Genomic DNA, 25680 nt, shown 5'->3' with positions numbered 1-25680 from the left:
TTCTTAATTTTACACCGAAAATTATTGTTTTGGTTGTACTTTTTCTCAAAGTTTTTTACACTTTTCTTTTGTCTAGGTTCTTGTTGCACTCTTGTGACAACTTTTTAAGTATACCATAGGGTATTTCTTTTTGTCAACACCTTTTTGTTTTTTTGTTTTCAATTAAAAAGGCACTTCATTTGAGTGCCTATTTATATTATCAAGTATTTTTAATATTGTCAAATCTTTTTTTACTTATTTTTAACTTTTCTTTAATATTTTGTTATTTTTAATAACATTTTAATATTATTAATTTATTTCTTCTTAATTTATACCTATTTTTCTTATTTAAGATATTTTATATATTCCTCATAACCTTCTTTTTCCATTGTATTTAATGGAATAAATTTTAAACTTGCTGAATTAATACAATATCTTAGCCCACCTTTTTCTTTTGGTCCATCGTTAAACACATGTCCTAGATGACTATCTCCTACTCTACTTCTTACTTCTATTCTTTCAGTTCTTAATTTATTGTCTTTTCTATATTGGATAACTTCCTCATCTATAGGCTTGGTGAAAGAGGGCCAACCACAACCGGCATTATATTTATCTGTAGATAGAAATAGTGGTTCCCCTGTTACAATATCAACATAAATACCCTTTTGAAAGTTATCATTATAGATGTTGTTATATGGTTTTTCTGTCATTTCTTTTTGTGTTACTAAATATTGTTCTTCTGTTAATCTATTTTTAATTTCTTCCTTATTGGGTTTACTGTAATTATTTTCATCTACTTCTGGCTTTTCATTTTCAAATTCTTCCATGTTAATATGACAATAGCCTAAAGGATTTTTCCTTAAATACTCCTGATGATATTCTTCAGCCTTAATAAAGTTTTTTATTTTTTCTACTTCAACTACTATTTCCTTACTATATCTATTAGCTACTTCATCAATATAATCCAATATTATTTTCTTATCTTCTTCTTTTTCATAGTATATTCCACTTCTATATTGTAAACCTACATCATTTCCTTGTTTATTTAAACTTGTAGGATCAATTATCTTAAAGAACTTTATTAGTAAGTTTTTTAAATCTATTATATTACGGTCATATATGATCTTTACTGTTTCACTGTGTTTTGTTTCTTTTAATCTATAATAATTGGTTTCTTCACCTATACCATTAGCATAGCCAACTTCTGTATATTCAACTCCTAGTATTCTTTTAAAATATTCTTCAACACCCCAAAAACATCCACCGGCTAAATATATTGTTTTATAATTATTACTACTATAATCTTTTTTTATTAGCATTTTTTACCTCTTAAATTTTCTACTTTTCATTCTTACCCTGTTTATAGATTTGGAAAATATTGTTGAAAGCACTATTCCTAGTGCCAATGCTGTTGCACAAATTAATGTATCTAAGGCATTTGATAAGACTGCATCTAAATTTTGCATTGCTAGTCCTTGCATTGTTCTAAACATTGCAAGACCTGGAACCTGTGGGATTAAACTAGGCACTAAATATACCGTTGCTGGAAACTTAAATATTCTAGCCAATAATTCTGCCATAATCCCTATTATAAAGGAACTTATAACCAAAGGGACAAATTTAGTGTCTAGTTTCCCAAAGAATATGTAATAAATAAACATTCCTATAAACCCTGTAATAAAGTTACCAATTATAGATTTTTTAGGAGAATTAAAAAATAGTCCATAAAATACAGATGAAGCACCTGCACTTATTGATTTTAATAAAATCATATACTTACCTCTAATAATAAAAATATAAAACTAAACTAACTCCTAAAGCCATACCTGCTGCAACTAAAATAGATTGCATTATTCCGTACATTCCCGACAATACATCTCCACTCATAAAGTCCCTTACTGAGTTGGTAAAATATATTCCAGGCAACAAGGGAATTATTGCTCCAGTTATTACAATATCTACATTGGTACCAATTCCTAAACTAATTCCTAGTACTGCTACTAGAGCAGCAGCAAAAGCACCTGCAATATTATTGAAAAAAAAGGAAAAACTAATTTCTGCAACTTTAAATAAGACTAAAATCCCTGCAAAACCAGCAAACAAAGTAACTATAAAATCTTCCCAGTTTCCACCAAAATTAAATATAAGTGCTGCAGCCCCTAGGCTACCAAATATTAAATAATTCTTTAAAGACTGATAGTTACTATATCCAATATCTTTAACAATTTGTGCTCCTTCACAAATACCATATTCTCCCTTTACAAATTTTCTAGAAAAATCATTTATTCTGGATATTTTACTTAAATCAAAGGAATATGAGTTTATTCTCCTCATAGTAATAATATCTTCGTCTTCATAATTAAAGGATACCATTACCATATTATAAGTTGCATATATATTTATATTTTTTATTTCTTTATATACACCGCACATTCTAGCTATTGTATCTTCTACTCTATAGATTTCAGCACCATTTTGAACTAATACTTGGGCAGTACTTACTAATAGAATTGAAAAATCCTTAGCTTCTTTATGGGTTTTTATTGTAATCTCTTTACTATTTTCCATACTGGAATTATATCATAGTATAACAAAAAAAAGACAATATATTGTCTTTTTCGTAAAAATTATTTAGCTTGTTCCACTGCATTTCTTACAGCTTCAATAATCCCTTTACTGGTTTCTGTTGCACCAGTTATTGTATCAACATCATATGAGTTTTTCTTTATTATCTCTTCTTTTATTTTTTCATAACAGGCTTCAACAAATTCTATATTGTCCTCATATTCAACTAATTCCACATCGGAAATTTCACCTTCTGAATTAATTGTAACTGAAACTTTTAAATCCCCATTTCGTCCTTTTCCTGTAGCCTCATAAGTTCCAGCCTTATTTACCCTACTACAAGAAGTAAAAAACAATAATGAGCCAATTAAAATACATGTTAAAATTTTTTTCATTTTCTCTTACCTCGAAGATTATATTATCAACTTATAATCTTTGTGTCAATTTCTAATAAATAGGGTATATTACATTTTGGAGGTGTTTGCAAATGCAATTAAAAATTAATAGTAATATTGATAATGCATTAGAAGTATATATTATTGACAATGATTTTGATGTTGAAAAAATTAAACCAAGTTTAAAAAAAGTATTAGAAGAAACAAATTATTTTGAAAGTGACAGATTCAAGATCTTCTACTATATTAATGAATTTGAAAAAATATATTTAGTAAATTTAGGAGACTCTAAAGATCTTTTATTAAATGATATACGTCATCTTGGTTTCAAAATTGCTAATGATTTAAAAAGCAAAAATTATTCTGATATAAATATTAATTATTTTGAAGTTGATTATTTCGAAAGTAATATATTTATTCCAGCCTTAATTGAAGGATTTTTACAATCTAATTATAGTTTTGATACCTACAAAACAAAAAAAGACAAAAAATTTGATTTTAATATTAATATTAAATTACCTAACAATGCTGAACTAAACGAAAGTTTTCTTACAGAAGTAAAAAATATTATTGAAGGTATAAATATAACAAGAGAATTGGTAAATACTCCTTCTATTGATTTATATCCTGAAACCCTAGCCCAAAAAGCAAAGGAAATATTAGAACCCTTAGGTATTAAAGTTACAATTTATAATAAAAAAGAAATTGAAGACATGAATATGCAGGCTTTTCTAGCTGTTGCAAAAGGCTCTTCAAAAGAACCAAAATTTATTAAATTAGAATACTCTCCTGTTAAAGACAAGAACAGTCAGTTAATAGCTTTAGTAGGTAAGGGATTAACCTATGATTCTGGTGGATATGCTATAAAAAACCCTGAAGGAATGGCTACAATGATGGGTGATATGGCAGGTTCTGCTACTGTTATTGGTACTATGTATTCTTTAGCAAAAAACAATGTTAAGCAAAATGTAGTTGGTTTAATTGCAGCTTGTGAAAATATGATTTCCGGAAATGCCTATAAAAACGGAGATATTATTAGTTCAATGAAGGGAACTACAATAGAAGTAAAGAACACAGATGCAGAAGGTCGTTTAACCTTAGCTGACGCCTTATATTATGCTGCAACTAAAACAGAAGCTAACACCATTGTGGATTTAGCAACTTTAACCGGCGCTTGTATTGTTGCCTTAGGCGAAGTTACAACAGGCATAATAACAAATAGTGACAATGTTTATAATAAAATTCAAGAAGCTTCAGAAAAATCTGGAGAATATGTTTGGAAATTACCATCTTTTAAAGAAACTAGGGATTTGTTAAAGAGTAAAATAGCAGATCTTACTAATTCTACTGGACCATTTGGTGGTGCTATTACTGCTGGTTTATTCTTAGAAGAATTTGTTGAAGGTAAGAATTGGGCTCATATGGATATAGCTGGTCCATCTTATACAACTAAACCATATAGTTATATTCCTTACGGCGCTACAGGTATTCCTGTAAAAACTTTATATAATTTTGTAAAAGATTTTTAATAATATATTTAATATATGTCCAGAGTAGAATTCTACTCTGGATTTTTTGTTTTTAAAATTATAATTTCATAGATTACTTTTTTTCTCTTTTATAGTTTAATAGCTTTTCTATCTACTGATTTCCCCAGTTTTAAGTTACTATCCTATTTCTAAATTAGGACTTTATATCCTTTGTAGGTATTACAGAGAAATTTTCCTAGTACTTTCTCTATAAGGTAATTCTAGCACTATTAATAAATTATAAATTCAAAGGGATTCATTCCTAAAATAGAAATGAATCCCTTTATTAAAAGAATTTTAAATTATTTTTTAACTACTTTTTTCTTCTTAACATAAGCTGTATCATCCATTGGTAATTTAGTTCTTAATACACCATCCATTGCATAATAAGCTCCTTGAGCAGCTGGTGCTGTAGGTATAGTTGCTATTTCACCAATACCTTTTGAACCGTAAGCAAATGGTAGCAACTCGTCTTTTTCTACATAAATCGCATTAATATGTGGTATATCTGTTGCTCTCATAAGTCCTAATGTACCAAATTTAGCTTGTGGAACACAATCTTTTAATGGGAAATCCTCTGTTAAGGCATAGCCTAATCCCATTAATACTCCACCTTCTATTTGACCTTGAATTGAAATTGGATTAACTACTTTTCCAGAGTCATGGGCAGCGTGAACCTCTTTAACTTTTCCGTCATCGTCTAATATTACAACATGTGTTGCAAAACCGTAAGCAACGTGACTTACAGGATTTGGTTTATCGGCACCTAACTTATCTGTTGGCTCAAAGAATTCTGCATAGTATTCTTTTCCTTCTAATTTAGATAAATCTCCACCTGCTGCATCTAGGTCTGCTTTTAAATCTTCTGAAGCCATACGAACTGCTTCACCTGTAATTAAAGTTTGACGAGAACCTGAAGTAGTTCCTGAATCCGGTGCTATTTCAGAGTTACATCCCATGTATTTTATTCTTTCTAAACCTATATTTAATGTCTCAGATATCATTTGTAGGAATACTGTAAAACATCCCTGTCCAATTTCAGAAGCTGCTGTATATAATTGAACAATTCCATCATGAACTTCTATTCTAGCTCTACCTTTGTCTGGCAAACCTACTCCTACTCCAGAGTTTTTCATAGCACATGCAATACCTGCACGACCAGGGTTAGCTTCATAAACATCCTTTACTGCTTCTAAAGTTTCTTTTAAAGCTGTTGAAACGTCTGCAATTTGACCATTTGGTAATACTTTTCCTGGTTCTATAGCATTACGGTAACGAATTTCCCAAGGGGAAATACCTACTTTTTCCGCCAATAGGTTTATATTTGATTCAAGGGCAAATTCACTTTGACAAACTCCAAAACCACGGAAAGCTCCTGCCGGTGGATTGTTTGTATAATAGCCATAACCTCTAATGTCTGTATTTTGATAGGTGTAAGGTCCAACTGAATGTGTACAAGCTCTTTCTAAAACTGGTCCACATAGAGAAGCATAGGCTCCTGTATCAAAGTAAATATCACAATCTAAGGCTGTAAATATTCCATTTTCGTCACAGCCTAAGGTAAATGTTCCCTCCATAGCATGTCTTTTTGGATGGAAATTAATGGACTCTTGCCTAGTTAATTTAACCTTTACTGGTTTTTGTAATTTATTTGCTGCAAGACAAGCAAGATGTTGTACAGAAACATCCTCCTTACCACCAAAACCTCCACCTACTAATTTATTTTCAACAACTATTTTATCTTCATCCCAACCAAACATTATAGCTATTTCTTTTCTTGTATCATAAACTCCTTGGTCAGATGTATATACTTTTACACCATCTTTATAAGGAAAAGCTACAGCACATTCAGGTTCTAAGAAGGCATGCTCAGTAAATGGCGTACTATAGGATTGTGTTACTACGTATTTAGATTCAGCTAAAGCTTTTTTAGCATCTCCTCTAGTAACATGTCTTTGTTGACATAAGTTACCATTTTCATGAAGCTTAGGTGCGTCTTCTGCCATTGCCTCTTTTATATTTCTTACAGGTTCTAATTCTTCATATTTTATTTTTACCATGGCCTTAGCCTTGTTCATTATTTCTTCAGTTTCTGCAACTACCATACAAATTGCATCTCCAACTGATCTAGAAATATCGCCTTTAGCTATAAATACATCCCAATCCTGTTGTATATGGCCAACCTTATTATTTGGTACATCTTCTGCTGTTAATACATCTACTACACCTGGAAGTGCTAAGGCTTTACTTGCATCAATATCTAAGATTCTTGCTCTTGGATATTTAGACCTTATTGCTGAAGCGTGTAACATACCATCCATTACAACATCATCACAGTATTCACCGGTACCTAAAACTTTTTCTCTTACGTCTATTCTAAAAGCTTTTTCTCCTACTCCGTATTCTTCGCCTTTTTCTAAATCATCTATTTTTTCATCTCCACGAAGAATAGCAGCAGCTAAATCAATTCCCTCTATTATTTTCTTGTATCCTGTACAACGGCAGATATTTCCTCTAATTGCTTTTTTAATATCTTCTTCTGTTGGATTTGGATTTTGATCTATTAATGCTTTTCCAGCTATAACCATACCTGGTATACAGAAACCACATTGTACAGATCCCTTAACTCCAAAGGCATATACAAAAGCTTCTTTTTCCTTTTCAGATAATCCTTCTACTGTTGTAATATTTTTCCCATGAGCTCTACTTGTTTTAAGTACACAAGCTCTCATAGATTTACCATCTACAATAACTGAACAAGTTCCACATGCCCCTTCACTACAACCATCTTTGACAGAAAATAAACCTAATTCATTTCTAAGATATGTAAGTAGTGGGATATCCTTTTCTGTTTCACACGTTTTCCCATTAACCGTAAAAACATACTTTTCCATTATAAATTACACCTCTACATTTTATTTTATATTTTTCTCTATAATATTTTAATTCCCATATGTATTAATTAAAATATGCCTACTTTTCCTAAACAAAATGAAATATTCCATAACCCCTTTATGTTTTACAAAATATATCGTATAATGATAATAACCATACTTTTGTTTATAATTCTAAATATAGTTTAACAATAATTCCAAATATTTACAATAGCTAAAAAAACCTTTTCAGACCTGCTATCTTTTGTTTTTCAATGTTATAAATATATTGTGGAATTATTTTTATAAATATAAAATCTCAGCTAAGCAGTTAAAATCCATATATAACAGATCTTTATTTTCTTCCGTATTTTTATGGAGCATTCTATAATAAAATATCGCCTTCTTTTTCAACATAATGTTTTCTTATGTAAAAATCTAAAATTCTTTTTTATAAAACAATTTTATAGGATTATTATTTCTCTAGCTAAGTCTTTAATCCCAAGGATTAAATCATAATCTAACAGATTTATCTTTAATATAACTTTATAATAAAGGCTCTATAATTAATTATTATTTCCAAATAAAAAGACCTTAGAAAATTCTAAGGCCATTTCTTTTCTTCATATGATTTTAAAATTACTTCAACAGGTTTTCTAGCTTCATATCCAGTAACTAATGGTTGAGTGTCATTATTTACTGCATCAATAAAATCTTTATATAATGGAGTATGTCCATTGCCATAAACATTTTCTACTTTTCCTGAATCTAAATCATCTGCTTTTTCATTCTCGTCTTCAAAGTTCCAAGTTTTTATTTCATTTACTGCAAGTCCACCTATAACTGCTGTTCCAGTTTCTCCAAAAATACTTAAAGTCTCCTCTAAATTCTTTGGATAAACACATGCTGAACCTTCAATTATTCCAATTGAACCATTTGCAAATCTTAAGAGTATAGCTCCAAAGTCTTCCATTTCAATATCCCTTAGGAATGTACCTCTTTCAGATTTTACAGATACTACTTCTGAACCCATCATCCATAATAATAAATCTATATTATGAATACATTGATTCATTAAGGTACCACCATCTAAAGCTTTAGTTCCCCTCCATGGAGCCATGTCATAATAATTCTGATCTCTTGTCCAAAGAATTCTTGCAGTACCATTAATTAAATTTCCAAATTTACCCTCATCAATTGCTTTTCTTAATTTTTGAATAGGAGGATTAAATCTATTTTGATGACTAACAGCTACCTTTAATCCTTTTTTGTCAGAAAGTTCATTAATACTATCTATTTCTTCTAAGGTCATAGCCATAGGTTTTTCTATTATAATATTAACATCTTCATTTAAACAATCTAAAGATATTTCACCATGATAGCCACTTTCTGTAGCTATTGCTACATAATCTATATCAACTTCTTTAAGCATTTTTTTATAATCTGTATAGATGCTAACTTTAGCTTCTGGAAATTTTTCCTTATATTGTTCTTGTCTAGCTATGGCTCTATCTTCTATTAAATCACACAAAGCCACTAGTTCTGTTTCTTCACTATTATTAATAATAGCTTCCACATGTTTATATGAAATTCTACCACAGCCAATTATTGCACATTTTAATTTTTGCAATTTTTGCCTCCAATTATAAAAGTTCTATATTATTCTTATTATTAACAACATTTTTTGTAGCATATCTTGTATCAAATACAAATTTCGCATTATCTGCTACCATTTGATAATCAACATTTGAATGATTAGTTGTTATTACAACTAAATCATAAGAAGATACTATTTCAGGTGTTATTTCTTTTAATGAATAAACTAAATTACCGTCCTTGTCCTTATAGGAAGGATTATAACCATCATAGTAGTCTATTTCAGCACCTTCTTCTAGGAAATGATCTATTACTACAAGAGCCGGACTATCTCTTAAATCGTCAATATCATTTTTATATGCTACACCTAAGATTAAAACTTTTGAGCCATTTAAAGCTTTCTTGAAATGCTTAGATAAAATTTTCATAGATCTTTCTACAACCCATTCAGGCATATAATCATTTACAGATCCTGAAGCTTCAATTATTCTCATATGTGAATCATATTCTTTTGCCTTCCAAGTTAAATAAAATGGATCTAATGGTATACAGTGACCACCTATTCCTGGACCTGGATAAAATGCTTGGAAACCATATGGTTTTGTTCTTGCTGCATCTACAACTTCCCAAATATTAATTCCCATTTTATCTGCTATTAAAGCAAATTCATTTACAAGTCCTATATTAACATTTCTATATGTGTTTTCTAATATTTTTTCTAATTCAGCAATTTTAGGTGAAGAAACTGTATAAACTTCTCCTTCTAAAACATTTCTATATAATGCTGCTGCTACTTCTGTAGAGTCTTCCCCAACTCCACCTACAACTTTAGGAGTGTTTTTAGTTTTATATACCTTATTACCAGGATCTACTCTTTCTGGTGAAAATGCTAGGAAGAAATCTTCTCCACATTTTAAGCCTGAACCTTCTTCAAGTAAAGGTAGCATTAATTCTTCTGTTGTTCCTGGGTAAGTTGTAGACTCTAGTACAACAATACTTCCTTTTTTCAAATATTTTGAAACATCTTTTGTAGACTTTTCAACATAGGAAATATCCGGTTGTTGATATTCATCTAAAGGAGTTGGTACAGCAATTGCTATAAAATCACAAGAAGCAACTTCTTCAAAATTATCTGTAGCTCTTAACATTCCCTTTTCTACTAACTCAGCTAATTCTTCATCAACTACATCTCCTATGTAGTTGTGACCTTCGTTTACCATTTTTACCTTATCTGGTAAAACATCAAATCCTATAACCTTATAACCTGCATTAGCTTTTTCTACAGCTAAAGGAAGTCCTACATAGCCTAGTCCTATTACACCGACTACTAATTCTTTTGATTCAATTTTTTCTAATAATTCATTTTTTATATTTGACATTGGATTACTCCTCTTCTTCTAAAGTATTATCTTTTAACCTATATATTTTACCACAAATATTGCATTTATATTTATCTGAATTAGATGACTCTTCTAATCTTTCACCACATTCACAAACATAACCTATTTTCCTAGCAGGATTACCTACTACTAATTCATAGTCACCAATATCTTTAGTGACTACAGCTCCTGCTCCAACAAGGGCAAATCTCCCAATAGTATTACCACAAACAATTGTAGCATTGGCACCTATTGATGCTCCCTTTTTTAAAAGAGTTTTTTTGTATTCATCTTTTTTTTCTATTAAAGATCTAGGGTTTATTACATTTGTAAAAACACATGATGGTCCTAAGAAGACACCTTCTTCACATTCAACACCTGTATATACTGAAACATTGTTTTGAACTTTTACCTTATCTCCTAATTTTACACCTGGAGAAATAACAACATTTTGTCCAATATTACAATTCTCTCCTATTATACACCCTGGCATAATATGTGAAAAGTGCCAAATTTTTGTCCCAGCTCCTATTTTACTACCTTCGTCTACATAGCTTGATTCATGAACAAAATAATCTGACATTAATTAAACTCCTTAACAGCATTAATAATATAATTTATTTCTTCAGCTTCTAGTTCCGGAAACATAGGTAGTGCAAAAGTTCGCTTAGATAAATACTCTGCATTAGGACAGTCTCCTTCTTTGTAGCCTAAAGGCTTAAAAACTTTTTGTAAGTGCATTGGAACTGGATAGTAGATACCAGTAGCTATTCCCTTAGTCTTTAAGAAATTACATAGTTCTTCTCTTCTTTCAGATTGTAATATATAAAGATGATATACATGCTTTCCATCTTTTTCAGTTACAGGAGTAACTAAATCAGTATCCTTTAATCCTTCACTATATAGTTTTGCATTTTTGATTCTATTATTTGTCCACTCGTCTAATTTTCTTAATTTTATTCTTAAAAGAGCAGCCTGTAATTCATCTAGTCTTGAATTTTGTCCTATTATATAGTTATAGTATTTTAAAGGATTGTAAACAGTATTATCGGTAGATTTATCCTCTTCTACTTCCTCATCTATATTATTTAATATATTATAGGCCCTAAGTCCATTTTCTCCAGAACCATGTACCCTTAATGCCTTTACAATAGTTGCTAGCTCATCATTGTTAGTAACTATCATACCACCATCACCAGCACAGCCTAGATTTTTTGTCGGAAAAAATGAGAAACAAGCTAGGTCAGATAAACTTCCTATTTGTTTACCCTTAAATTCTGACGCAACTGCTTGAGCAGCATCTTCTATAACAAAAAGTGAATGTCTCTTCGCTATTTTGTTTATTTCATCCATATTACATGGATTTCCGAAAATATGAACTGCAATAATAGCCTTTGTTTTGCTATTAATTTTTTCTTCTATTAATTTTGTATCTATATTATAAGTATCTATATCTACATCAACAAATACCGGTCTAGCTCCAACATAGCTAATTGCCTCAGCTGTTGCAAAGAAGGTATAACTCGTTGTTATAACCTCATCTCCATGACCAATTCCCAATGCTCTTAAGGCAATTATTAAGGCATCTGTACCATTGCCTACAGATATGGAGTTTTTTACACCTAAAAATTCCGAAAATTCTTTTTCAAAGGATTTTACATTTTCACCCATAATATATTGAGCATTATTTAAAACCTCTAAGACAGCCTTGTCCGACTCTTCTTTTATTGTCTTATACTGTCTTTTTAAATCAATTAAAGAAATATTCATATTTCCTCCTATTTTATTTTTCTAAAAGTATCTTCAAGTCTATCTGTTAAAACAGAAAAATCAAACTCTTTTACTAGATTTAAGGCATTTTCACAATAAACATCGTATTCTTCTCTGTTATTTTTAAACAGATCATAGAAGAACAGAATTCCATTTGCCATATCTTCTATTGAATCGCCTTTTACAGTCTTTCCACATTTATTTTCTTCTAAAAGATCATATCCACATTCACCATTTGAAATTACAGGCTTTCCTGCAGCCAAATATTCAAACAATTTATTTGGACTTAATCCATATTTAAATAAGCTAGGTAGATTTGCTAAGGATAATACCTGTAAGTCCGATTGAGTTAAAATTGAAGGAACTTCACTTTTATTAACTCTGCCTTTGAAGATTACATTTTCTATTCCCTTTTCTTTACAGTAGGCTTCTAGTTCTTCTTTTTCGCCTCTGTCACCAAAAATTAAAAATTTAATATCATCATAGCCTTCTTTTTTTATTATTTCAAAGGCTCTAATAAATCTTCCTAAATCATTAGCCCTTCCTATTGCTCCTGTAAAAACAACTTTAAAAATATTCGGGTTTGATAAATCCTCATCAATAAAATTATTGTTTTTTACATCGTTATAGAAATTCTTCAATACTATACCATTGTTAATATAGTCAGCTTTCGACGGATCCAGTCCTATTTCTCTAACATAATCTGCCCCACCAGGCATTGTAAAAACCAATCTGTCAGAAGCTTCAAACATCTTTCTTTCAATTTTATACAAGATTTTCGCTGGTATACTATTTTTTTTCATTTTACCCATAGCAACAAAAGTTTCTGGCCATAAGTCCCTTGTTTCTGTTACAAAATAAGCACCTGTTCTTTTTGCAACTCTTTGTGCTGCTATCCAAGTTAAAGGATGGGGTGAAGATGCAAAAACCAAATCTGGTTTACCAAATTTTTTTGTAACAAAAGGCACCTTAATAAAATATTGAAGAATATTCAATACCCTTTTATAATCACTATTATCATAGGTGCTGGTTTTTATAAAAACATATTCTACGCCATTATAATAGTCTACTTTATACTTACTACCATTTGTTATCATATTAATTGGTGTAGTATGAATTGTTGACGCTGTGAATATTTTAACATTATATCCTCTTTCTATCAAGTTTTTAGCAAAATTATAATGTCTATTAAACTTACCAATATTTGGTGGATCTGCATAGTGGTTAATTATCCATATATTTTTTATATCTTTACTCATTTTCACCTTTCCCAATTATCCTAAATAATGTTAAAAATATTAATTTTATATCATAAAGTAATGATATTTTTGTTATATACTCTAAATTAATATTTAACTTAATCGGCATAATTTCTTCTATATATGTTTTTTCAGGATTTTCACTTTTCCCTAATAATGTTGATTCATCTCTATATTTAATAGATGCTAAATCTGTAATACCCGGTTTAATCTTTAGTACATTTCTTTGAAAATCATCGTATAATTCAACATATTTTCTAACTTCTGGTCTAGGCCCTACAAAACTCATATTGCCTATAAAAACATTTATTAATTGAGGTAACTCATCTAACTTAGTCTTTCTTAGAAATTTTCCAATTTTTGTAATTCTCTTATCTTCTCCTACTGTAATTAGCATACCTTTTTTATCGGCATCAACTATCATAGTTCTAAATTTAAAAATTTTAAAATCCCTATTATTCTTACCAACTCTAGTTTGTCTATAAAAGACAGGTCCTTCAGAAGTAATTTTAATTATTAAAGCAATTATTGCTAATGGAATCCCTAAAATTAATAAACCTATAGTTGAAGCAACAATATCAAAAGTTCTCTTTAAAAAAAACTGTATTTTTTTACTTTCTAAAATTTCATCTACTGTTTTAGAATACAAAATAGGTTCTTTTATATTATCGAGTGAATTCATTTACTATTTCCTTAAAATTATCTGCAACATATTTTACCTCTTCATCTGTTAGTAAAGTATGTAGGGGCAAAGTAATTTCATTTTTATATTGGTTATATGCATTAGGGAAATCCTCTATCTTAAATCCTAGTTCCTTATAGGCTGTAAGCATAGGTAAAGGCTTATAATGTACATTAGCTGATATGCCTTTTTCTGCTAGTTTTTCTATTATAGTATTTCTTTCTTCCTCATTAATACCCTTTACTCTAGTTAAGTATAAATGCCCATTACTGTTGTAATTTTCACTACTGTGTTTTAAAGGTTCTATTATAGTATTTTTAAAAGATTCATCATACTGTTTTATTATTTCTTTTCTTCTTTTAAGTAGGCTATCGTATCGTTTAAACTGTGCAAGACCAATAGCTGCAGTAATATCTGGCATATTGTATTTATAGTTTAAACCAATAATGTCATATTCCCATGAGCCTAATTTAGTCTTTGATAATGCATCTTTATTTTGTCCATGTAAAGTTAATAACTGAAGTCTCTTGTAAATTTCTTCATTGGTAATTCCTTCTATGGTTTTCCATGACAAAGAGCCACCTTCTCCTGTTGTAAAATTCTTTACAGCATGGAATGAAAAATTGGAAAAATCAGAATCCTCGCCTGTTTTCCTGTTTTTATAAGTAGAACCTAAGGAATGAGCATTATCTGATACTATAGCTATTCTACCTAAAAGTTCTTGAATATCAGAATTAGGTTTAAACTTATATTTATTATTTAAAATAATTTCTTTTAATTTATCATAATCAACAGGAACCCCAGCAATGTCTACCGGAATAATAGCTTTGGTTTTTTCAGTTATTAAATCATTTAATTTGTCATAATCCATCATGAAACTATCTTCCAAGGTGTCAACTAAAACTATTTTAGCACCAACATGGTTAATTACACTAGCTGATGCAGTGTAGGTATATGCCGATGTAATAACTTCATCGCCTTTGCCTATTCCTAAAAGTCTTAAGGCTGTTTCCATTGCTGCAGTAGCTGAATTCAAACATATAGTTCCATCTACATTTATATATTCTGTAATTAGTTTTTCTAATTTTTTTGTTTTTAGTCCAGTTGTAATCCAACCAGATTTTAATGTATCGACAACTTCATCAATTTCAAGTTGTGTAATATCTGGTGGAGAAAAAGGTATATTCATATATCCTCCTAATTGTAATTATAATTCTCTAATATAGTATAAAACACTTAAATGACTTTTCCAAATCATAATAAAATTTCAATAAAATATTTTAATTTTCCAATAGATTTTCTAAATCTATCAAATAATAATTCAACTTAGTTTATAAGTCAAGTTTCCATTTTTTTAACATATTACTGCTACCTATAAAACTAAAATTTAATTATATGTACTTTTAACCCTAGAATACTTAGTTAGCCAAAAACAAGTTTTGGACTAGACTGCATCTTAAGAACCTAGTTCTAATCTTGATTTGTTAACAGGTTCTATGCAACTCCGTACCCAAATTTTATATTTGGCTTCAAGGATCTGCTGACCTACGACGTAATCGAAGATTTCTGTTAGGTCATAATACAACTTAGTTTGCCAAAACAAGTTTTGGACTAGACTGCATCTGACCTACGACGAAATCAAAGATTTCTGTTAGGTCATAATACGACTTCACCACCAAATCCGAGATTTGGGGTTCGCTGGATCTGACCTACGACGAAATCAGAGATTTCTGTTAGGTCATAAAAAAAGTAAGACATATGCTGTCTTACTCTTCAATATTTTCCTTTTCAATTCCTACTGGCTTCATTGTTGGGAACAATAAGACATCTCTTATTGAAGACTGGTTGGTTAGTAACATAACAAGTCTATCTACTCCTATCCCTAAACCACCTGTAGGTGGTAGACCTATTTCTAAAGCATTGATGAAATCATAATCCATCATTTGAGCTTCTTCGTCACCTTTTTCTCTTGCCTCAACTTGTTTTTCAAATCTTTGTTTTTGATCTATTGCATCATTTAATTCACTGAAAGCATTAGCAAGTTCATTACCATATACAAAGGCTTCAAATCTTTGAGTAAATCTTGGATCTTCAGGATCTCTTTTAGCTAATGGACTTACTTCAACAGGATGCTTAATTACAAATGTCGGTTGAATTAAATGGTCTTCACAAAAAGCTTCAAAGAATTCTGATATTATTTCTCCTCTTGTAAGATCTTCATCTATTTCCACTTCTTTTTCCTTTGCAATTTTCATTGCTTCTTCAGCAGTTTCAATAGTATTAAAGTCTACACCAGAGTATTCCTTAATTGCATCTACCATAGTTATTCTTTTCCATGGTGGTGTAAAGTCAAGTTCAGTTCCTTGATAATTTACCTTCATTGTTCCAAGAACTTCTTGAGCTATTGTTGATACCATATTTTCAGTTATATCCATCATATCTTCATAATCACCATAGGCTTGATATAACTCAATTGCTGTATATTCAGGATTATGGCTATGGTCCATTCCTTCATTTCTAAACATACGTCCCATTTCATATACTTTGTCAAATCCACCAACAATTAGTCTTTTTAAAAATAACTCGTTGGCAATTCTTAAATACATATCAATATCTAATGTATTGTGATGAGTAATAAATGGTCTAGCATTTGCTCCACCTGCTATAGTATTTAATATTGGAGTTTCCACTTCTAAAAATCCCCTACCATCTAGGAATTTTCTTATAGCAGAAATAATTTTACTTCTTGTAACAAATACATCTTTAATTTCAGGATTTACTATTAAATCAACATATCTTTGTCTGTATCTTAAATCTGTATCCTTTAATCCATGCCATTTTTCTGGTAGTATTTGTAAAGATTTCGTTAATAATGTTATTTTTTTAGTTCTTACACTTATTTCACCGGTTTTTGTTGTAAAAATTTCTCCTTCTACTCCAACAATATCACCAATATCTAAAGTTTTTACAGCTTCATATTCTTCTTCTCCAATATCATTCATTCTATTAAATAGTTGAATTCTACCAGTAGAATCTTGTAAATCCATAAAGCTAACTTTTCCATGACCTCTTTTAGTCATTATACGACCAGATACTCTTACACTTTTTTCTTCAAATTCACTATAGTTATCCTTTATAGTTTTAGCATAAATAGCATCTTTAAAATTTTCTATTTTATGAGGGTCTTTTCCTTCCTCAACAAGTTTTTTTAGTTTTTCTCTTCTAATAAGAAGCATTTCATTAAGATTTTGTTCTTCCATTTCTACCTCTTAATTTCCATAATTTCATAATTAAATGTTCCACCATTTGTTACTACAGTAACTGTATCACCTTTTTTCATACCTAGACAAGCTTGTCCTACAGGTGATTCATTTGATATTTTCCCATTAAAAGGATCGGATTCTGCTGAACCAACAATTGTATATTCTTCAACTTCTCCATCTGATAAATCCTTAAGAATAATTGTAGATCCGGCTCCAACAGCATCTGTTTTAATTTCTGACTCTTCTATTATTTTAGCATTTATAAGCATATGCTCTAAAACAAGGATTCTATCTTCAACTTGGGCTTGTTCATTTTTAGCTTCATCATATTCAGCATTTTCTGACAAGTCACCAAAACCTCTTGCTACTTTTATTTTATCTGCAACTTCTTTTCTTCTAACAGTTTTTAAAAATTCTAATTCTTCTTCGAGTTTATTATAGCCTTCTTTAGTAAGAAGAAATTCTTTTTCTGACATTTCATTGCTCCTTAAAAAATAATTAGCGAAAGAATATACTTTCGCGCATTATTTAAATTATATTCTTATTGGTCTTTAAAGTCAAGATTAACCCTTTAGTTTAAACTTGGATCTATATTTTCACCAATAGCTTCAACTATTTTTTCACATTCCTCATCTGTAAGATTTAAAGATGAAATAGTTAACTTTTTTTCATCCATACTATCATAGAAATAAAAAGAAAACTTAGTTTTATTTCCCCCTAGTTTCTTTAATCTATAAGTATATATTTTATCCCACTTGTAAAATTGACTTTTTAAAATCAGTCCATTTTCATAAATTCCAATTTGTTTCTTGTTATATTCTAAAATAGACAATATTACTAATATTAGTATTACAAGTGAGAATATAATAAAATTAGTAGTTTCAAAAGTATCGTGTACAAAATAATTATTTATAATATTTGTAATTCCAACTATTGCACATATAAAAATAACTAATAACTCTATAATTCTATCATTTCTAAAATTTGTTTTAAATATATAAATAGGATTTTTGGCTAAAAGTAGTCTTTTAATTATAAAAAATAAAGCTACTATACTAATTGACAAATAAATTAACATTTTCCACCTCATTACTTGACTCTAGAAACAAATCTAGCTTTTCAAATATTTTATCTAAATCATTTAAGGTATTGATTTCATTTTTTAAACTATTTGAATTTCTTTGTCCCTTTAAATACCATGCTACATGTTTTCTCATTTCTTTTATAGCAACTCTTTCTCCAATTAAATTAATTTTTAGGGCATAGTGTTTTTTTATTAATTCAATTATTTCCCTTAATGTTGGACTATAATTTGTTCTAGTAAACAAAAACGGATTTTGTAAAGCACCTCTTGCTAAAGAAACTCCATTACATTTTGTTAACTCAAACATATTTTCAATATCATTACAGGAATTTAAGTCACCATTACCAATTACAGGTATAGTTAAGACTTCCTTTAATTGTCTAATAGCCTCCCAATCCGCCTTACCTGAATAATATGCCTTTCTGGTCCTAGGATGTAACGTTACCATGGAAACACCATTTCCTTCAGCAATTTTACCTAGTTCTATATAGTTAATATTATTTTCATCCCATCCTAGTCTAAATTTAACAGATACTTCCTTTTCTGAAGCCTTTACAACAGCCTTAATAATTTCTCCTGCCAATGATAAATCCTTCATTAATGCAGAACCTTCACCATTTTTAACTATTTTAGGTGCAGGACATCCCATATTAATATCCACCATTGCTACTCTTTCATTTTCATTAATATATCTTTTAACTACTTCTGACATTATATAAGGATCATTTCCAAAAATTTGAACTCCTAAAGTAGTTTCCCTATTGGAGATTTTTAGAAGCCTATTTGTTCCCTTGTCCTTATAATATAAGCCCTTTGCCGATACCATTTCCGTGAAATTTAAACCTGAACCCATTTCTGTAACTATTTCTCTAAAGGCAGCATCGGTAATTCCTGCTAAAGGTGCCATGAAAATATTATTCTCAATTTCTAATTCCCCTATTTTAATAGGGACTCTTTTGATTTCTTTCATAAATTAATTTTAAACCTTCCATAGTCAACATTTTATCAACTAATTCTATATACTTACTATTATGACTAATTAAGGCAGCAAAACCACCTGTTCCAATAATTCTAACGTCATCCTTAGTTAAATTTTCAGATTCTAAAATCCTTTCAATTAAACTGTCTATTAGTCCAATAAATCCAAATACTAAACCGGACTGCATACTTTCCCTTGTGGATTTTCCAATAACTCTTTTAGGAATATCAATATCTATTTTAGGAAGCTTAGCAGTTTTATTAAATAAGGCATCTGCGGAAATTTCAATACCTGGTGCTATAATACCACCTATGTATTCACCATTTTTGTTAATATAATCCAAGGTTATAGCAGTTCCTATATCCACTATAATACTTGGACCACCATATTTTTCATAGGCTCCAACAGCTGTTACAAGTCTGTCTGTTCCAACTTCATTTGGATTTTTATATAAATTCTTAATTCCTAAATCAATATCATTTGATACTATTATCGGTTCCTTTCCTAAATATTTTGAACATGCCACTGATATGGTATGCATTAAATTAGGAACTACAGATGAAATAATAATATCCTTTAATTGTTCTATATCTAAAGTTGCAAAATCAAAAAAATCTTTAAACAATAGTCCATATTCGTCAGATGTTTTATTTTTATCAGAAGAAGTTCTCCAGTCAAAAACCAGCTCCTCCCCTACATATACACCATAGACTATATTTGTGTTTCCAACATCAATAACCAGTAAAATATAAAACGCCTCCTATCTAAATTAAGTAATTATTTAATATAATCGTTATAAATATTCTTCTTATTATATCACACTAATATTTCTTAATTTCTTTAAAAAGAAAAAAACCATAGTTTTCTATGATTTTTTTTTAGACTTACCTTTTTTCTTATTCTTTTTACTTTTTATAATAGTAAGAATTTCGTCCTTGTCTTCAAATTTAAGTGGTATTGTTCTATTAGCCTTGTTGCCTAGTCTAGTAGTTTCTATTTCTAATAGATTTGCTGAATTATCATAGGACCATTTTTTTATATCTTCCCATTTATCAAATCTACCACTATAGTATAAACCAGTGTCATAAACTAAAATCTTTTCCATTGTTAAATAACCAAATCCTAAACCAGCAGCAATATAGACTAATCCAAAATAATCTTTTGCAAAAACGGAAAAAGCTCCCATCATTGCAAGTAATCCTGCAGCTATTGCCATAACTACTCTGGATTTTGGCATATAAACAGCAATTATTTTACCATCTATTCTTCTTTTTGTATTTATAGCATTATAGATTTGCTTTAAAATAAACAATAAAATTATTACATATAAAACCTGTAAAACTTGTGTAAAATTCATTTATTCATCCCTTACTTCTTCATTATTTAAAATTTCTTCATTGTCTAATACATCTTTAATACTTTTTTCTGTTTCTTGCACAGTCTGCAATAACTCCGGCGGTTGTTCTCCACCATTTTTTAAATATTCCTGGTATATTTCTTCAAATTTAACTGCATCAATTGTTTCTTCTTCTAAAAGAACCTTTGCTAATTTATGAAGTAAGTCTATATTATTTTCAAGAAGTTTTAAACATTTTTCAAAGGCTTCATCAATAAGTCTTTTTACTTCCTCATCAATTGCAGATGCAACTTCCTCTGAATAATGTTTCGCTCTTCCAAAATCCCTTCCCATAAATACTTCATCATCTTCAGAATCATATAATATAGGACCTAACTTTTCACTCATTCCATACTTAGTTACCATAGCTCTAGCAATTTTAGTAGCTCTTTCTATGTCATTACTAGCACCTGTTGAAATATCATCTAAGATTAAATGCTCTGCAGAACGACCACCTAATAACATAATTAATTCATGTTTCATTTCATTTTTGGTTTTATAACTTCTATCTTCTTCCGGTGTATAAGCTGTAAAACCTCCTGCTCTACCTCTTGGTACTATAGATATCATATGAACTGGGTCTGTATCTGGTAGTAGTCGTGAAACTATTGCATGACCTGCTTCATGATAGGCTGTTAAGACCCTTTCCTTTTCAATTACTACTGCAGATTTTTTAGCTGGTCCTGCAACTACCTTTATTGCCGCTTCTTCAAATATTTCCCTGGAAATACTTTTTAAATTATTTCTAGCAGCTAATAAAGCAGCTTCATTACACAGATTTTCTAAATCTGCCGGTGTAAATCCTGAGGTTGTTTTTGCAATATTTCCTAAATCTACATCCGGGTCCAATATTTTATTTCTAGTATGAACCTCTAACATAGCTTCTCTTTCACGAACATCTGGTATACCAATATAAACTTGTCTGTCAAACCTACCTGGTCGTAAAATAGCCGGGTCTAATATGTCCGGTCTATTAGTTGCTGCCATAACAATAACGCCTTCATTTTTACCAAAGCCATCCATTTCAACTAATAGCTGGTTTAAGGTCTGTTCTCTCTCATCATGGCCGCCACCCATTCCGGCTCCTCTTCTTCGTCCAACAGCATCTATTTCATCAATAAAAATTATACAAGGTGAATTCTTCTTAGCATCTTTAAATAAGTCCCTAACTCTTGAAGCTCCTACCCCTACATACATTTCAACAAAGTCGGAACCTGAAATACTAAAGAAAGGAACTCCTGCTTCTCCTGCAACAGCCTTTGACAAATATGTTTTACCTGTTCCTGGAGGTCCTACTAATAAGATTCCTTTAGGTATTCTCGCTCCTAAGGCAATATATTTTTTAGGACTTTTAAGAAAGTCAACTACTTCCATTAACTCTTCCTTTTCTTCCTTTAACCCTGCCACGTCCTTAAAGGTAACAGAGGTATCATTTTTCGATAGTTTTGCCCTGTTTTTACCAAAATTCATAGTAGAGCTTCCACCCTTACTCTGAGCTTGGGACATTAATAAATAGAAAAATGCTACCATAATAATTACAATAAAGAATATAGGTAACCAATTAAAAATCCAATTAGTATCCTGTGGCGGTGCTGTATTTAAAATAATATCCTTGTTTTCTATAGGCTTTTTCAAGTATTCGTCGTAGAAGGTATTTCCTATATTATCAGGTAAATATATTTCAAAAAGACTATCGTCCTTTAATTTACCTCTATAATAATTACCTTCATTAGATACTTCTACAATTTTCTCAGAATTTATATATTCTATAAAGGTATTTACACTTATTTCCTTTGTTCCTGTTATATTCTTTTGTAAAAAAGACATGATTAGTATAATTACCAGAATAGGTCCAATATAATAAAATATATTTTTATAAGTTTTTTTCAAACCATATCCTCCCTATTGTATTCTTAAGAGTAAACTTCTTCTTTTAGAGCTGCAATAAATGGTAAGTTTCTATATTTTTGGTCATAGTCTAAACCATATCCAACAACAAATTCATCAGGAATTTTAAAACCAACAAAATCCACATCTACATTTACTTTTCTTCTGTCAGGCTTGTCTAATAATGTGGCAATTTTTATAGAATTAGCACCTCTATCTCTTAAGTTTTTAGTTAAATAATGTAATGTTAATCCTGTATCAATTATATCTTCTACAATTAAAACATCCTTATTTTTTATATCATCTTCTAAATCTTTTAAAATTCTAACTACACCTGAAGAAACAGAAGAGCTGCCATAACTAGAAACTGCCATAAAATCCATAGTTAAGTCTAAGTCAAGTCTAGTTACAAGATTGGTCATAAAAATTACCGCACCTCTTAAAATTCCCACTACTAATAGTTCCTTATCGGAATTTTTATAACACTCTGTTATTTCCTCTGCTAGTTCATTTAATCTTTTGTCTAATTCTTCTTCAGATACTAAAATTTCTTTATAAATATCTACTTTTTTAACCATTTACTATCCTCTCAACTGATATTTTTAATACTTTATTCATATTTTTATTAATTTTATATAGACTACTTCTTCGAATTCCCATTAGCCATAATATTTCATTATTTACTACTAATATAGGTATTGAGTCTCTATCGTATTTATTTATTTTCTCATTAATAAATATATCCTTGATTTTTTTTGTAAATCCCTCTAACTTAATTGTATCACCAATTTCTCTACTTCGTATAGTTAAATTCCCCTTTAAAATTTCAGGATTAAAATACGCAGTTTTTGAATTTGAATGCAAGTTTCCAGTATTTTCAACTAGCTGACTTTTTATTTTATAATTGTTAAATAGGATTTCTTCATTTATTTTATAATCTATTTTCTTATAGATTTTTTCTTCTTTTATTGCAAAAACAATGTTATTGTTATAATTATATATTCTATAGTTTTTTATTTCAAAACTTGAGTTTTTCTTATATACTAAATCTAGAATATCCTCTATATTTTCAAAGGATAAGTCCTTCCTATTTCCATTTAATCTTTCATAGGATTTTATTACCAGATTTCTTTGTATAGCTTTAGATTGTTTTTTTAACTTTTCAATATTTAAATAAAAGTTATTATTAACCTTTTTTATTATGTTTAAAGAATCAGTGTATTCTTCAATAAATTCCTGTTCGGATTTAATAATGTTAGACATATTAGTTAAAGTATTAATTATATTAGGGTTAAAATTTTCCTTTATATAGGGAATTAATTCATTTCTAATTTTATTTCTTCTATAATCGTTTTCTAAGTTAGTATAGTCCTCTACATAGGGAACACTATTTGCTTTTAAGAAATTAAGAATTTCAGACTTTTCTATAGACAAAATAGGACGTATAATATTTTCGTTTTTTTCCTCTATTCCTACTAGTCCATTACTACCAGAACCTCTTAAAAAATTCAAAAAAATAGTTTCAACTAAATCATCCTTATGGTGACCTACTGCTATTTTTGTATTAGTTCCTAGTTTCTTTGCCTCCCTATTAAATATATTATATCTAATACGTCTACCGGCATCTTCTACTGATAACCCCTTTTCTTTTGCAAAGGAAACAACATCCTTTTTATAGGATACAAATTTTATATTTAACCTATTGGCAAATTCCCTAGAAAATTCCTCATCCTTTCCTGCATCATTTTCCCTAATTAAATGGTTAATATGGACAGCAACAAGTTCCAGATTATATTTATCCCTTATACTGTTTAATAAATATAAGAGAAAAACAGAATCTGGACCTCCTGAAAAGCCTACTATGATCTTATCTCCAAATGATATTAAATTTTTTTTCTCTATAAAATTTTCTACTTTATTTATAATCATATCTAAAAAAAGAAAACCGGATAAATCCGGTTTATTAATAATTCTTTGATCTATGGCGCTTTCTTTTATTCTCCCTAGTCCTTATTTCCACGTAACGCTCATTACTATCTTTCAAAAATTTAGACATTTTATCCTCAAAAGACATGTCGTTACTTTCTGAGTCTTCTACCTTTATTGTAAATTCTTCAGGTTGTTTTACCTTTTTTGAGGTTGTTTTCATAGATAGACTTATCTTTCCATCTTTTGTAGAAAGTACCTTAACTTTTACATTGTCATCTTTCTTAACAAAATCCTCAACTTTTTCTACATATTCATTAGATATCTCAGAAATATGTACTAAACCATTACTACCATCTTCCAAAGTAACAAAAGCTCCAAATTTTGTAATTCCTGTTACCTTTCCTTCAACTATATCTCCTACTGAAATCGACATAGATTATAACTTCCTCCTAAAAATTTTTTACTCCTAAAATTATATTCTAAATAGTCATTTATGTCAATAAATGCCATTATTTACTTATTGTTCTTTATTTGATTTTTCTGTCTTGTATTTTACAATATATTCATCAGATTTAACCATACCTAACTTATCCCTTGCCATTTTCTCAACAAACTCAGGAGTATCAACTTCTTTATAGGTATTTTTCAATTCTGATATTTCATTTTCTAAAGATTCCTTCTCACTTACTAGGTCATTTAGCTCTTTATTTAATCTATTATAATCACCTATTTGCTTAATGAAAGTAGATGTAAAATATAAAGAAGATATTATAATTAAAATTATTATAAAGCCAATAAATCTTTTATTGCTTTCTTTTCTTTTTTTTATTTCTTTTTTGTAAGTTCTTCTTTCCATTTATTCTACCTTTTCAATCATCTCAGCAGCTTGATTTTTTTTAGGATTATCTATTATTTCCTTAACTACTACTTTTAATTCTCCAGTACCAAATCTTACTTCGATAATATCTCCTACTTTAACAGTATCGCCAGATTTTGCTACTTTGTTGTTAATAGATACCCTTCCACCATCACAAGCTTCTTTCGCAACGGTTCTTCTTTTTATTATTCTTGAATTTTTTAAAAATTTATCGATTCGCATAATATACCTCTAAAAT

At 29.6% G+C, this 25680-nt stretch carries 24 protein-coding genes and 1 pseudogene; 1 reads left to right on the top strand and 24 read right to left on the bottom strand.

Features of this window, described 5'->3' with window-relative positions; genetic code table 11:
- Positions 1–323 precede the first annotated feature (323 nt).
- From msrB to WAO56_RS09310, 4 genes are read right to left on the bottom strand one after another with little or no spacing between them, the layout of a single operon-like run.
- Positions 324–1298, bottom strand: a complete 975-nt coding sequence (msrB, locus tag WAO56_RS09325) for a peptide-methionine (R)-S-oxide reductase MsrB (RefSeq protein WP_422144147.1) — start codon at positions 1296–1298, stop codon at positions 324–326.
- Between the two features lie 3 nt (positions 1299–1301).
- Positions 1302–1751, bottom strand: coding sequence for a threonine/serine exporter family protein (locus tag WAO56_RS09320; protein WP_422144146.1), 450 nt, complete (start codon positions 1749–1751; stop codon positions 1302–1304).
- Between the two features lie 10 nt (positions 1752–1761).
- Positions 1762–2547: a threonine/serine ThrE exporter family protein gene (locus WAO56_RS09315; RefSeq protein ID WP_422144145.1), complete on the bottom strand. Its 786-nt coding sequence runs from the start codon at positions 2545–2547 to the stop codon at positions 1762–1764.
- A gap of 59 nt (positions 2548–2606) precedes the next feature.
- Positions 2607–2939 (bottom strand): FMN-binding protein, encoded by a 333-nt coding sequence (locus WAO56_RS09310; RefSeq protein WP_422144144.1) that lies wholly within the window; start codon positions 2937–2939, stop codon positions 2607–2609.
- 92 nt (positions 2940–3031) lie between these two features.
- Here WAO56_RS09310 and WAO56_RS09305 point away from each other — a divergent pair, with 92 nt between their 5' ends.
- Entirely contained in the window at positions 3032–4468 is a 1437-nt protein-coding gene (locus tag WAO56_RS09305; RefSeq protein ID WP_422146333.1) for a leucyl aminopeptidase, read from the top strand.
- Positions 4469–4770: 302 nt separating this feature from the next.
- On the opposite strand, the gene xdh is transcribed toward WAO56_RS09305, so the two are convergent.
- The 20 genes and pseudogenes from xdh to WAO56_RS09205 form a co-directional block, all read right to left on the bottom strand.
- Positions 4771–7362, bottom strand: a complete 2592-nt coding sequence (xdh, locus tag WAO56_RS09300; RefSeq protein WP_422144142.1) for a selenium-dependent xanthine dehydrogenase — start codon at positions 7360–7362, stop codon at positions 4771–4773.
- Between the two features lie 583 nt (positions 7363–7945).
- The gene (locus WAO56_RS09295; RefSeq protein ID WP_422144141.1) at positions 7946–8971 is read right to left on the bottom strand and encodes a Gfo/Idh/MocA family protein; all 1026 of its coding nucleotides are present in this window, start codon (positions 8969–8971) and stop codon (positions 7946–7948) included.
- A gap of 13 nt (positions 8972–8984) precedes the next feature.
- Positions 8985–10316: a nucleotide sugar dehydrogenase gene (locus tag WAO56_RS09290; protein ID WP_422144140.1), complete on the bottom strand. Its 1332-nt coding sequence runs from the start codon at positions 10314–10316 to the stop codon at positions 8985–8987.
- Positions 10317–10320: 4 nt separating this feature from the next.
- On the bottom strand, positions 10321–10899 hold the full coding sequence (locus WAO56_RS09285) for a DapH/DapD/GlmU-related protein (protein ID WP_422144139.1): 579 nt from the start codon (positions 10897–10899) through the stop codon (positions 10321–10323).
- Positions 10899–12086, bottom strand: a complete 1188-nt coding sequence (locus tag WAO56_RS09280; protein ID WP_422144138.1) for a DegT/DnrJ/EryC1/StrS family aminotransferase — start codon at positions 12084–12086, stop codon at positions 10899–10901. Before WAO56_RS09280 ends, WAO56_RS09285 begins: the two co-directional genes overlap by 1 nt.
- A gap of 8 nt (positions 12087–12094) precedes the next feature.
- A complete protein-coding gene (locus WAO56_RS09275; RefSeq protein ID WP_422144137.1) occupies positions 12095–13345 on the bottom strand; it encodes a glycosyltransferase family 4 protein in 1251 nt (416 codons plus the stop codon).
- Complete coding sequence (locus WAO56_RS09270) at positions 13338–14027, bottom strand: sugar transferase (RefSeq protein ID WP_422144136.1); 690 nt, start codon at positions 14025–14027, stop codon at positions 13338–13340. The genes WAO56_RS09275 and WAO56_RS09270 overlap by 8 nt, the downstream gene beginning before the upstream one ends.
- On the bottom strand, positions 14011–15216 hold the full coding sequence (locus WAO56_RS09265) for a DegT/DnrJ/EryC1/StrS family aminotransferase (protein WP_422144135.1): 1206 nt from the start codon (positions 15214–15216) through the stop codon (positions 14011–14013). Before WAO56_RS09265 ends, WAO56_RS09270 begins: the two co-directional genes overlap by 17 nt.
- Before the next feature lie 595 nt (positions 15217–15811).
- A pseudogene (gene lysS, locus WAO56_RS09260) lies at positions 15812–17287 on the bottom strand (lysine--tRNA ligase); the annotation flags it as partial.
- Between the two features lie 2 nt (positions 17288–17289).
- The gene (greA, locus tag WAO56_RS09255; RefSeq protein ID WP_422144134.1) at positions 17290–17766 is read right to left on the bottom strand and encodes a transcription elongation factor GreA; all 477 of its coding nucleotides are present in this window, start codon (positions 17764–17766) and stop codon (positions 17290–17292) included.
- Between the two features lie 95 nt (positions 17767–17861).
- The gene (locus tag WAO56_RS09250; protein ID WP_422144133.1) at positions 17862–18368 is read right to left on the bottom strand and encodes a hypothetical protein; all 507 of its coding nucleotides are present in this window, start codon (positions 18366–18368) and stop codon (positions 17862–17864) included.
- Complete coding sequence (gene dusB / locus WAO56_RS09245; RefSeq protein ID WP_422144132.1) at positions 18346–19344, bottom strand: tRNA dihydrouridine synthase DusB; 999 nt, start codon at positions 19342–19344, stop codon at positions 18346–18348. Before dusB ends, WAO56_RS09250 begins: the two co-directional genes overlap by 23 nt.
- On the bottom strand, positions 19316–20101 hold the full coding sequence (locus WAO56_RS09240) for a type III pantothenate kinase (RefSeq protein WP_422144148.1): 786 nt from the start codon (positions 20099–20101) through the stop codon (positions 19316–19318). Before WAO56_RS09240 ends, dusB begins: the two co-directional genes overlap by 29 nt.
- 117 nt (positions 20102–20218) lie before the next feature.
- Positions 20219–20710 (bottom strand): DUF5673 domain-containing protein, encoded by a 492-nt coding sequence (locus WAO56_RS09235; protein ID WP_422146332.1) that lies wholly within the window; start codon positions 20708–20710, stop codon positions 20219–20221.
- On the bottom strand, positions 20711–22639 hold the full coding sequence (gene ftsH / locus WAO56_RS09230) for an ATP-dependent zinc metalloprotease FtsH (RefSeq protein ID WP_422144130.1): 1929 nt from the start codon (positions 22637–22639) through the stop codon (positions 20711–20713).
- Positions 22640–22662: 23 nt separating this feature from the next.
- Complete coding sequence (hpt, locus tag WAO56_RS09225) at positions 22663–23214, bottom strand: hypoxanthine phosphoribosyltransferase (protein WP_422144129.1); 552 nt, start codon at positions 23212–23214, stop codon at positions 22663–22665.
- Positions 23207–24565, bottom strand: coding sequence for a tRNA lysidine(34) synthetase TilS (gene tilS / locus WAO56_RS09220; RefSeq protein ID WP_422144128.1), 1359 nt, complete (start codon positions 24563–24565; stop codon positions 23207–23209). The genes hpt and tilS overlap by 8 nt, the downstream gene beginning before the upstream one ends.
- A gap of 34 nt (positions 24566–24599) precedes the next feature.
- On the bottom strand, positions 24600–24998 hold the full coding sequence (locus WAO56_RS09215) for a S1 RNA-binding domain-containing protein (RefSeq protein WP_422144127.1): 399 nt from the start codon (positions 24996–24998) through the stop codon (positions 24600–24602).
- An 84-nt stretch (positions 24999–25082) separates the two neighbouring features.
- Positions 25083–25421, bottom strand: a complete 339-nt coding sequence (locus tag WAO56_RS09210) for an FtsB family cell division protein (protein ID WP_422144126.1) — start codon at positions 25419–25421, stop codon at positions 25083–25085.
- The gene (locus WAO56_RS09205; RefSeq protein ID WP_422144125.1) at positions 25422–25664 is read right to left on the bottom strand and encodes an RNA-binding S4 domain-containing protein; all 243 of its coding nucleotides are present in this window, start codon (positions 25662–25664) and stop codon (positions 25422–25424) included.
- Positions 25665–25680 lie beyond the last annotated feature (16 nt).

The sequence above is a fragment of the Miniphocaeibacter sp. genome, from assembly GCF_049276255.1.
Taxonomy (GTDB): domain Bacteria; phylum Bacillota; class Clostridia; order Tissierellales; family Peptoniphilaceae; genus Miniphocaeibacter.
The sequence above is the reverse complement of the archived record's forward strand: the minus strand, read 5'-3'. Positions and strand labels throughout refer to the sequence as shown.

What these genes read in the sequence shown, in the direction of transcription:
- msrB (WP_422144147.1), bottom strand. Translation starts at nt 1,298, where the DNA reads ATGCTAATAAAAAAAGATTATAGTAGTAATAATTATAAAACAATATAT.
- WAO56_RS09320 (WP_422144146.1), bottom strand. Translation starts at nt 1,751, where the DNA reads ATGATTTTATTAAAATCAATAAGTGCAGGTGCTTCATCTGTATTTTAT.
- WAO56_RS09315 (WP_422144145.1), bottom strand. Translation starts at nt 2,547, where the DNA reads ATGGAAAATAGTAAAGAGATTACAATAAAAACCCATAAAGAAGCTAAG.
- WAO56_RS09310 (WP_422144144.1), bottom strand. Translation starts at nt 2,939, where the DNA reads ATGAAAAAAATTTTAACATGTATTTTAATTGGCTCATTATTGTTTTTT.
- WAO56_RS09305 (WP_422146333.1), top strand. Translation starts at nt 3,032, where the DNA reads ATGCAATTAAAAATTAATAGTAATATTGATAATGCATTAGAAGTATAT.
- xdh (WP_422144142.1), bottom strand. Translation starts at nt 7,362, where the DNA reads ATGGAAAAGTATGTTTTTACGGTTAATGGGAAAACGTGTGAAACAGAA.
- WAO56_RS09290 (WP_422144140.1), bottom strand. Translation starts at nt 10,316, where the DNA reads ATGTCAAATATAAAAAATGAATTATTAGAAAAAATTGAATCAAAAGAA.
- WAO56_RS09285 (WP_422144139.1), bottom strand. Translation starts at nt 10,899, where the DNA reads ATGTCAGATTATTTTGTTCATGAATCAAGCTATGTAGACGAAGGTAGT.
- WAO56_RS09280 (WP_422144138.1), bottom strand. Translation starts at nt 12,086, where the DNA reads ATGAATATTTCTTTAATTGATTTAAAAAGACAGTATAAGACAATAAAA.
- WAO56_RS09275 (WP_422144137.1), bottom strand. Translation starts at nt 13,345, where the DNA reads ATGAGTAAAGATATAAAAAATATATGGATAATTAACCACTATGCAGAT.
- WAO56_RS09270 (WP_422144136.1), bottom strand. Translation starts at nt 14,027, where the DNA reads ATGAATTCACTCGATAATATAAAAGAACCTATTTTGTATTCTAAAACA.
- WAO56_RS09265 (WP_422144135.1), bottom strand. Translation starts at nt 15,216, where the DNA reads ATGAATATACCTTTTTCTCCACCAGATATTACACAACTTGAAATTGAT.
- greA (WP_422144134.1), bottom strand. Translation starts at nt 17,766, where the DNA reads ATGTCAGAAAAAGAATTTCTTCTTACTAAAGAAGGCTATAATAAACTC.
- WAO56_RS09250 (WP_422144133.1), bottom strand. Translation starts at nt 18,368, where the DNA reads ATGTTAATTTATTTGTCAATTAGTATAGTAGCTTTATTTTTTATAATT.
- dusB (WP_422144132.1), bottom strand. Translation starts at nt 19,344, where the DNA reads ATGAAAGAAATCAAAAGAGTCCCTATTAAAATAGGGGAATTAGAAATT.
- WAO56_RS09235 (WP_422146332.1), bottom strand. Translation starts at nt 20,710, where the DNA reads ATGAATTTTACACAAGTTTTACAGGTTTTATATGTAATAATTTTATTG.
- hpt (WP_422144129.1), bottom strand. Translation starts at nt 23,214, where the DNA reads ATGGTTAAAAAAGTAGATATTTATAAAGAAATTTTAGTATCTGAAGAA.
- tilS (WP_422144128.1), bottom strand. Translation starts at nt 24,565, where the DNA reads ATGATTATAAATAAAGTAGAAAATTTTATAGAGAAAAAAAATTTAATA.
- WAO56_RS09215 (WP_422144127.1), bottom strand. Translation starts at nt 24,998, where the DNA reads ATGTCGATTTCAGTAGGAGATATAGTTGAAGGAAAGGTAACAGGAATT.
- WAO56_RS09210 (WP_422144126.1), bottom strand. Translation starts at nt 25,421, where the DNA reads ATGGAAAGAAGAACTTACAAAAAAGAAATAAAAAAAAGAAAAGAAAGC.
- WAO56_RS09205 (WP_422144125.1), bottom strand. Translation starts at nt 25,664, where the DNA reads ATGCGAATCGATAAATTTTTAAAAAATTCAAGAATAATAAAAAGAAGA.